Annotated in this window: 10 protein-coding genes; 2 read left to right on the forward strand and 8 right to left on the reverse strand. The window is 38.3% G+C overall.

Annotated features, from left to right (window positions below; genetic code table 11):
* Positions 1-395: group II intron maturase-specific domain-containing protein (locus tag JWG39_RS15410; protein WP_275889028.1), on the forward strand; the 395-nt coding region annotated here is incomplete at its 5' end.
* Between the two features lie 146 nt (positions 396-541).
* Here JWG39_RS15410 and JWG39_RS15415 read toward each other — a convergent pair.
* Both JWG39_RS15415 and JWG39_RS15420 read right to left on the reverse strand, forming a co-directional pair.
* A complete protein-coding gene (locus JWG39_RS15415) occupies positions 542-2,332 on the reverse strand; it encodes an anti-phage dCTP deaminase (protein WP_205220334.1) in 1,791 nt (596 codons plus the stop codon).
* Between the two features lie 212 nt (positions 2,333-2,544).
* Positions 2,545-4,263: a response regulator gene (locus JWG39_RS15420; protein WP_240192176.1), complete on the reverse strand. Its 1,719-nt coding sequence runs from the start codon at positions 4,261-4,263 to the stop codon at positions 2,545-2,547.
* A 230-nt stretch (positions 4,264-4,493) separates the two neighbouring features.
* Between JWG39_RS15420 and JWG39_RS15425 the strand changes: the two genes are divergently transcribed.
* Positions 4,494-4,709, forward strand: coding sequence for a hypothetical protein (locus JWG39_RS15425; protein WP_205220335.1), 216 nt, complete (start codon positions 4,494-4,496; stop codon positions 4,707-4,709).
* Here JWG39_RS15425 and JWG39_RS15430 read toward each other — a convergent pair.
* The 6 genes from JWG39_RS15430 to JWG39_RS15455 form a co-directional block, all read right to left on the reverse strand.
* Positions 4,677-5,006: a hypothetical protein gene (locus JWG39_RS15430; protein WP_205220336.1), complete on the reverse strand. Its 330-nt coding sequence runs from the start codon at positions 5,004-5,006 to the stop codon at positions 4,677-4,679. The two genes, JWG39_RS15425 and JWG39_RS15430, sit on opposite strands and share 33 nt — an antisense overlap.
* A 102-nt stretch (positions 5,007-5,108) precedes the next feature.
* Positions 5,109-5,336, reverse strand: a complete 228-nt coding sequence (locus JWG39_RS15435) for a hypothetical protein (protein ID WP_205220337.1) — start codon at positions 5,334-5,336, stop codon at positions 5,109-5,111.
* 25 nt (positions 5,337-5,361) lie between these two features.
* Positions 5,362-5,694, reverse strand: a complete 333-nt coding sequence (locus JWG39_RS15440) for a hypothetical protein (RefSeq protein ID WP_205220338.1) — start codon at positions 5,692-5,694, stop codon at positions 5,362-5,364.
* A gap of 70 nt (positions 5,695-5,764) precedes the next feature.
* The gene (locus JWG39_RS15445; protein ID WP_205220339.1) at positions 5,765-7,084 is read right to left on the reverse strand and encodes a hypothetical protein; all 1,320 of its coding nucleotides are present in this window, start codon (positions 7,082-7,084) and stop codon (positions 5,765-5,767) included.
* A gap of 132 nt (positions 7,085-7,216) precedes the next feature.
* The gene (locus JWG39_RS15450; protein WP_205220340.1) at positions 7,217-7,915 is read right to left on the reverse strand and encodes a hypothetical protein; all 699 of its coding nucleotides are present in this window, start codon (positions 7,913-7,915) and stop codon (positions 7,217-7,219) included.
* 87 nt (positions 7,916-8,002) lie between these two features.
* Positions 8,003-8,908: a hypothetical protein gene (locus JWG39_RS15455; protein ID WP_205220341.1), complete on the reverse strand. Its 906-nt coding sequence runs from the start codon at positions 8,906-8,908 to the stop codon at positions 8,003-8,005.
* Positions 8,909-9,085: the final 177 nt, after the last annotated feature.

Here is a 9,085-nt window from a genome sequence, read left to right on the forward strand (position 1 = left end):
AAAGTCACGTCACCCGTCCATGGGAGATGTGTTTTCTCGGATTCAGAATTACCAGTATGATAAACTTCACCCGTATTCAGATCCACCCAAAATCAATCAAGCGATTGAAAGAAAGGGTGCGGCAATTAAGCAGCAGGTCAAGCGGCAAAAGCATTCATCAGGTTATTTTTACCCTGAACAATTTTCTGCGTGGTTGGTGGAACTATTACCGTTTTGCCAAGCTTAGTATCAAGTGGCTTCGCTCCCTCCATGGATGGATAACGAGGCGTCTACGGAGTATTCTCTGGAAACAGTGGAAGAATCCGCGAACCCGTGTCCGGGAGCTGAAGAAACGGGGTATCTATCATAAGTCAGCGGCAGTACGGGAAATGCCCGTAAAGGATCTTGGCGAATGAGCAGAGTCAAGTGGGTAATAATCGCATTACCGAATGCCCATTTCCGAAGAACCCCTGGTCTTTTTCTCCCAGGTATACAACTCCTGTCTTGATCAGCCGAACCGCCTTAGTATGGATCCGTATGCTTGGTGGTGGGGGAGGGGCGGTCAGTGATGGCCGTTCCTATCCCGATATGCTTGAGTTTCCTTTTGAAAAACTTGAACGGCCGAACTCTCCACTTCGATATACGATTCTGAAAGCAGTAGAACCCTTGGTTGTGCAGTACTTCTATCCCAATCCAAAGTTAATCCCTCTTTGGTTTTTCTTTTTAATTTATTTCCGGCACCAAGGTTCATTGAGAAAAAATCCAAGAAACGACGAGCCCCAACTCCAGTAAATGGTTCAAAAACAACATGTGAACCGCTTGATTCCTCATCAAGTGTCGTTCGAAGGGTAATTGAGTCTGAATGAAATTCTAAAGCTTTGCTTTTTGGATATGGCTCAACATAAACAACTCTTTCAATACCAGAAGCAATAATATGTTTTGCGCAATTATGACATGGAAAAGTTGTACAATATAGTGTCCCACCAACACAGCTTATGCCTGAACGACTGCATGATAATAGCGCTTCCATTTCGGCATGAACGACACGTCCAAATTCAGTTAAGTCACGAATTCTACTTAACTCTAAAAGGCTTCTTAAATTCTCTATTTGTTCGAGGGTAACATCGTTGATCTTTGATGCACCTGAAATAATTTCTTCTATTATTTGTGTTTGTTCAGCCTTGTTGGAATCTTCATTTCTTGTGTAATCTTTACCGTCATTTTTATCTACTACTTCACCGGTAGTATCATCAACTTCGGACCAGTAAAGACCGCCACCTGATACAGGACATTCATTTGCACCTGTTGCTATTATTTGATGATTTTTTGATATAACCGCACCAACTTGCCGAGATAAGTCACCTGACCTAACAGAACTTGAAAATGCCATAAACATTGCAAATTCATCGAATGTAGGATTTTTATAGGGATGAGAGAAAATTAATTCAAGAAATCGTTGTATTGTATTTTTTACCTGATCGTCATTACGGCCAAAATTTATATAGAAATCTGATAAATGATAGGTGTCACGTGTTCTTTGCCCATAAGAAATATTTTCATCTTCATCTATTTCCGTTAATTCGGCAGCTTGAGAACTATTTAAACCTTTGTCATTAATTAGATAGTACAGTCTACGTTTTTTATCAGTGTGTATTCCAAATAAATAAAAACCTTGCCCATATATTTTCCTCAATACTTCAACTTCATCGGGATGCTTAAGCGAATTTATTATAAAGGCTCTTTTGGGTATTGTTTCGTCTCTTTTTTCCTTGATTAGAGTTGCTGTACCATAAGCAAGTATTGCATTGTTTGATGAATTTTTCCTAAGGTCGTCACCTGCAATCATGTGATTTTTGATTCTTTCATATTCGTTTAAAGATGCATTAGCTTTTAGGAGAGAAGAAACTTTTATCTCAATGCTTTTATATCCAAATTGTTGTAGCCTATCACTTAGGGGGGTTATAACTCTTGAGCTTTCCGTCCCAACAGAACTTACAATTCCAATTATTATTTCGGAATCGTCAAATGTTCCACTTATATATTGATCAGAAACAGATTTTGATTCAGTGTCTTCAACTTTCTCTTCTTTCTCTTCAGGAATATCCTCAAAAGGATTATCGTCTACAATTTTAACTTGTTCCTCTTCAGAGAGGAATTTTAACTCAACGAGTTTTTGTAACTTTTGTTTAGGTTTTAACTTTCCTTGAAAGCTTATCGTACCCGTTGTTTCAAACCAATTCATCAAACCGCCATCAAGACGCAAAGTTTTTTTGCTTGGTTGACTTTCATCCCACTCACCACCAATAGCAGCTAATTTCTCTTTCAATTCTTCATAACTTTCTGTAAAAATCATATTTACTCCATTCGTGACTTGTGGATAGCATAACGTATAAATCAGCGGCGCGGCTTTTTGTGTCCGCTGAATTTTTTTGTTGTGTGGGATTTTCAATATGCTTTTTTGCTATGTAATAATTTCCTTATGAACTATTTTTGAAAAGTGCAACATTGATCCGGTATTGTAATATCCCTGTATCATTGAAGGTTATGTATAGGATAATTCACAACTCAATGATTTGCGTATTCAAGCGCCTCTCTGATTTTAACAGACAGTTCTTTTTTTGATAATGGTTTAGATATAAAATTGACACCTTCTTCAAGCACCCCCCTGTGAGCAATAACATTCGCTGTATAACCTGACATGTAAAGTGTTTTAAGGCTATGATCTTGGCTTTGAAGCCGCTCGGACAGCTCTCGGCCATTCATCTCAGGCATAACCACATCCGTTATTAGAAGGTCAATCTTTGCTATATTATCATCGGCGATTTTAATCGCTTCTGCAGGAGTGCTCGCTGAGAGTACGGAATATCCCAAGCTTTTGAGCATTCTTTCACCAAGTTTCAAAATAGCCTTATCATCCTCGACCAACAATATGGTTTCACCATTGCTCAAAGGGACTCGCTGGGCATTTTTCTGATGTTCCATATCCCTTTTGCCTTTATGCCTGGGCAAGTAGCTCTTGATTGTCGTCCCTTTATTAATTTCGCTGTATACATTAATAAAACCATCGTTCTGCTTAATAATACCGTAAACTGTTGATAACCCCAGCCCAGTTCCCTTGTGGAGAGATTTTGTTGTGAAAAAGGGCTCAAAAATTTTGTCTATTATTTCTGAAGACATGCCGATGCCGTTGTCACTTATCGCAATCATTACATACTCTCCAGGAATAAACCCGGCGTGGTCGGTACAGTATTCCTTGTCAAAACTGGTGTTTTTAGTCTCGATAGTGATCTGTCCGATGCCTGTAATAGCATCCTTGGAGTTGATGCAGAGGTTGGCCAGAATTTGATCGATTTGAGAAGGATCAATCTTTACCGACCACACCTTCTCCCCTGGCCGCCACGCAAGATCAATGTCTTCGCCGATCAAACGATGTAACATTTTAAGCAGAGCTGCTATGCTATCATTTAAATCAAGCACCTTTGGAGCGGTGGTTTGTTGGCGAGCAAAACCCAGTAGTTGCCGGGTAATATCTGCTGAACGCTTACCGGCTTTCAATATTTCATTAATATCCTCATAGATAGGATCATCTGGAGAAAATTTTTCCAGGGCCGATTCTGAGTAACCTATGATAATGCTCAACATATTGTTGAAATCGTGAGCGACACCGCCTGCCAGCGTTCCAATTGATTCCATTTTTTGGGCCTGCAACAACTGGCCTTCCAATGCCTTACGTTGATGGATTTCTTCACTTAACTTTTGGTTGACTAATTTCAGCTTTTCGGCATTTTCTCTGGCATTCTTTTCGTTTACCTCAGCCTGTTCCAAAGCATTATCCGAGATAATTTTTGCGATGATTAATATGATCATTATTGCATAGTACATTAGAACAGATACGATCGAAATTCCAGGTTGAAAACCGACTCGCAAAATGACGATTAAAAATTGACCTGTTCCAATAAATAGTACCCATTTAGGATTCTTCAATAACATTAATGTCATGGCAGGCGCAAACAGCATACCAGCAGGAAAAGCTGCTTGAAAGTACGGTTCATCAAAATAGAGTGAACATCCAATTGTGATTATAGCGACAGCCACATGACCTGTAAAAGCCCAACGCCACTTAAGGTAAACCACCATATTTATGAACAAAGTTATAGATGCTACGAGGGTGATGACAGATTGATTTAGATTATTTATATCAGAACGAAAAAGGAACGTAATGATACACATAATAAAAAGAGCCACTGAAAGAGTGATAGTGACCTGATGCTCGGAAATTTTCATACGAATCACACATTCCTTCTAAGATATTGACGTCCCCAAAGTACATGTTTTATGCGCAAATATACACTTCTTCAAGATTCTTGTTTTTCATTTTTATCCGATTTTCATGATAAACCCAACTCTCATAACGGTGAAATAACCTGCCGGCCGACGAACTCGAAGATTTTTAGAACGCGCTCAATTCCGGTCAGGTTTATTGACTGGTTGGGCTTTTCATAAAAGGTTTATCCATGATAATAGAAAATATTTCAACTGATCTGATTGAGAAACTTTATTTGGCAGCTATTCATTTGCGAGATTTCATTGAAATGCAACCAGTTTCAAGGCCTGTCCTTTGGTGTGGAGATGGTAAAAGTAAAGTGACAGAAATGCCTCATTACAAGGAATCATGTAAATCTATTGCCTTGTTTGAGTCATGCATTGATAGAAAAGCAACTGGCACTTGATAGTTTCCTGATGCCACTTTTTAGCCATACTATACATTGAATTTTATCATGACCATAATCACTGATACCAGCGATGCAGTATAAAGGCATTTTCATTTCTGTAATGTACAAAGATGCACTATTACAGCATGGATTTTTGTCTTTTACATCCCGAGAATTTTCAGCCCAGAACTCTAATTTGTCGAGAATATGTTCAATTGTCATACATAATTGTATGCATTCAACATCTTCTGTTTTGTCTAATTTATCGATTAGAATTTCAAGTGTTTTCAGTGTCTCTTTTGCAGCTATTGACATTGTTCATCCTTGTTTGTTGAAAGAATGGGCTTGGCAGCCCAACGTAGAATTCAGCGAGCCCGCGCTGTTCGCGGGTCCGCTGGAATGACTGGTTGGGCTTTTTTATTTCTTTTTCTTTATTAGACGATCATACTCAATGCCTTTAAGTTCTTTACTCAGTTCAGTCATGTAGGTGGCAGGTGCCCCAATTTTTTTTACTAATTGGCATCTTTCATCAGTGCTCATGAGTTTTACTTCTTCATAATTTCGTCGGATAATGCTTCCAAACGCTGCCCTGTACCAACCATGGCCAGCATTTTCATACTCTTTTTGAAGATCTTCGATTTTCATATGAGCCTCATTTCTTAGAAGGTTCTTAATGCTTTGACACCATTTTAAATGCAGAATTTCTTGAACCATATATATCTTGGATGAAAACATCCCAAGACTCATCTTGTGTCATGTTTAAAATCGTCTCTCCGCCCAATGAGTCTAGATTGCCTGCCAAGACGTCTCCAATTTCAGGATCATATCCGCCGATTAGTTCAAGAACGGAATAATCATCATTTTCTGTTCTTACACCAACCATGACTCTTTTGGGGCCAATTAATTCTATTGTTCCCCTCATGTTTTCATCTCCTCTGCCCAACGTTGAGCTCACAGGATTTTGCCTGGTAACAACCAGAGAGGCAATAACAACTGAGAACATTGGAAAAGCAATTCAGTGAAGCGATAGCCGGAAGTGGCAAAATTCCTTGTGAAGCGTTTTGTTAGCTAATTTATTGTAATAAATGTGTATATTGAGCACTCACTACATTAGGAACACTACCTGGGTCTATTAAGCCAAGTAAAACTTTAAAATTAGAACGATAAGAACCACCTGCGGTTATTCGTCGCCCCAAAGGATTATTATTAGAAGTAGCTGATTGAATTAAGGCTACAATTTCTCGTGGAGAGAAATTTTGTATCATTTTATCATAATAGCTTACTGCTGCATCAGAAACTCCGTAACCATTACCAACTCGACAACATGCAACAGTTTGCACGTATTCAAGTTGAACAGTTTCTGGTACTGCCCCTTGTGTAGTTAGCTCAAGCAACCTTTCAGCAAAGGCTGGTTCATTATAAAAATTATTCATGCCATTATGAACATCCCAGAGTCTTTGAACCGCTTTTGAAAATACAGAATGTTGTTCAGACTCATTAAGGATATTTAAAAGGCCCAGTTTTTCAAAAAACAGTAATGATGCATTGTGTTTTTCTTCATATCCCTTCGCTACATATTCAGAATGGCTATTAATTAGCTCAGACCGCATAGATGCCGTTAGGCCTTCTGGTAGTCCATTGCACAGATCTAGAGAGTTTAGACGCGCTTGCTCAGGCGTGTTTGGGTCACAGTAGATACCATGCACCATGGTTACAAGCATTTGTCTCTGTGCACTATGAGTATCCGCTAATCTCTGAATCCAAATAGCACACTGACTTGCATTAAACCTTGCTCCTTTGATAGCTGATATAAAAGCACTAATGTCAACTCCTCTTGGTGAGGATGAATCAGCTAAGGCATATCGCACACAACGATTAAGAAATGTAGTGAATTCTCTATCGTTGACTTTGCCTAAAGTTGGGTGTGCAGCTGAAAAGTTATTCCGTACATTTCGACATTGATCTAGAAAGAAAAAACCGTCTTCATCAATAATATTGAGTTTTAAACAAAGCTCAAGTAGGCGACTATCTTGATATTCTAATAGATGTTTTTCTTCAAAATCTTTTTGTAATATTTGTGATACGACAGCGAGGCCAAATGTCCTAATTTTATCACGTAAGTGAAGAATTGCTGCGTTCCAAATATAGTTCATTGCACCGTCAAACAGGCCTGTGCTTACAGCTACACACATTCTAGCAATAAGTTCGCCCCTGAGACTCTCTGGTATTTCTCGAAGTTCTCTAGGTAAATCACGCCAAGCGTATTGGATTTCTTCATCGCTCGCTAATGCTTCCCTTGGTATACCTAGTGAGTTTGTTAATTGGGTAATCGCAGGCAAAACTGTTGTAGGAAGAGCAGGCAAAGTTGGTTCACTATTTATTATATTGGTCATAATTGTGTTTTTTTGACGAGTATTGTTTATCTTAAAAGCTAACGCCGCGCTCAGCCGCAGACAAAAATGGCGCTGGTTTTGCGGCTTTTTGCAAAACAAGTGACAGTTTTGGCTGTCGGTTGCAGCGCCTTGTTACAAGCTCTTTTGAACCAACCTCAACGGCTGACTTATTAGTGATGCAGTGTCATGAACGGTTGCAATGTTGGATATATCACCGATTTTTAATGCATAGGGCCCAGGAATCTTCTGCTTAAATGTAATACGCCATTCGTATTGCCAGATATATTCATCGAACTTATTGAATACATCCATTTGTCCATGATGTTCATCTCGGCTTAAATAAGTCACTTGTTTAGCAACTACTCCATCTTCTCTAGGAGTATATATATCTTCGCTATCTTCTATAGCTTTCTTTAATCTTCGCTCAAACTCGACAATGTTAGAGCCACTAATTAGTACAGCCTTGTTCCCAAAGCCATTGAATTTTTCCGACAGATATAGCCCATTTTCACCGGCATTGAGAATATCTCCGTCGCTTATCTTTCCCATGCTGTAGATGTTTGTTTCGCCTTCATGGTTGTAACGAAAATCAACTTTTCCAATTGCACCATCTACTTCATGGTCACCAATTTTTATCACCACGTCACTTGCCTTCAATGACGCAGCAAGTCCTTCATGAATGTCGCTTCTTAGCGCAACATCTGTATCTTCATACTCCTTGAAGAAATTAATGTTATTCATGTAAAGCAAGCCTTCGCCAAGAAATGAATCAACATAGGATTCATCCATAAACTTAATTAAAACTCGATATATGTTATTTGGATCTTCCATTATTCTCGATCTCGCTTAAGACTTGTAACGTGGAGTTGAGCGGCGAGTTTCAGTGAGTCCGCTCGAACGTTTTGTTAGCATTTTATTTTAATTGTGAGTAACGAAATTCTTTAGGCAATTAGCAATTACTAAAAAAAGAACTTCTCGCGAACCATTTAGATATTCTGAAAAATTTACAAGTTGAGGACCATTGTGAAAACATTCATTTCTAATACAATAGATACATTCTAAAGCTCTAATAATTATGGACTTATAGTCATACTGATTACGCTTTAGTTCTAATGCCAAATCATTACTGAAATTGGTACCATTTCTTAGCTGTAGGTTTTGAATTGCTAGACATCCAATCTCTTTGCGATAACGATCATAAATTTTTTTAGCTTCGTCATTAGAAAGGAGCCCTGTTACAGTATCAGTAAATTGTGGCACTTCATTATAAAAAATTCGGTTGGATATTTTACGGGAATAGAGACCATATAATGAATTAAATGAGATCCATGTCAGAATAAATTTTTGGATGCTATCTTGTTCTGCTTCACTTTTTTCAATCCAGCTAGCAATTCTCAAAATATCAGATTCTAGACCAGCATTTTTTCCAGTAAAACCATTTTTCCAAAAACATTCACTTAATGAAATCTCATCATTGACTTCTAAAAGTGAAAAACTCATTACAAAACAGGTCCTTAAAGTACGGGTTAACTTAGCACCTTTCTCTTTAAGCTCGTCTCTATTTTTTAAAAATGGTTGTTCCTTAAGAAGGACAATAATTTGTTGGTATGTTTTTTGGTAAACCATTCTCCTCAACATATAATCTCGGAGAGTCTTCATATCTTCACGACATACTGTTTTACTTATGTCATCATAATTGTCGGTTAAATGCTCTGTTGTAACATAGGTTTTACTGTTAATTACTTCAAAATTGATTCCATCAACCTTTTCGCTTTGTTGTAGAGAAGGTGTTATTTCATACTGAACTTGCCAAATGAAATCCATTTTATTTTTCCTCTGCTAACAGTGGGTTAAGTGGAAAAAGTCCATAATATCCTGAAAGTCGGATAAAGCGTACACTACTTGGTGTCTACCCCCAAGTAGTTCAAAAACAGTCTGTCTCTAGCCACTGATTCAGTGGACCATCGATAGTTGCCCATCACAGTCTGTACCTTTGTGGTT

The sequence above is a fragment of the Desulforhopalus vacuolatus genome (assembly GCF_016918505.1).
Taxonomy (GTDB): domain Bacteria; phylum Desulfobacterota; class Desulfobulbia; order Desulfobulbales; family Desulfocapsaceae; genus Desulforhopalus; species Desulforhopalus vacuolatus.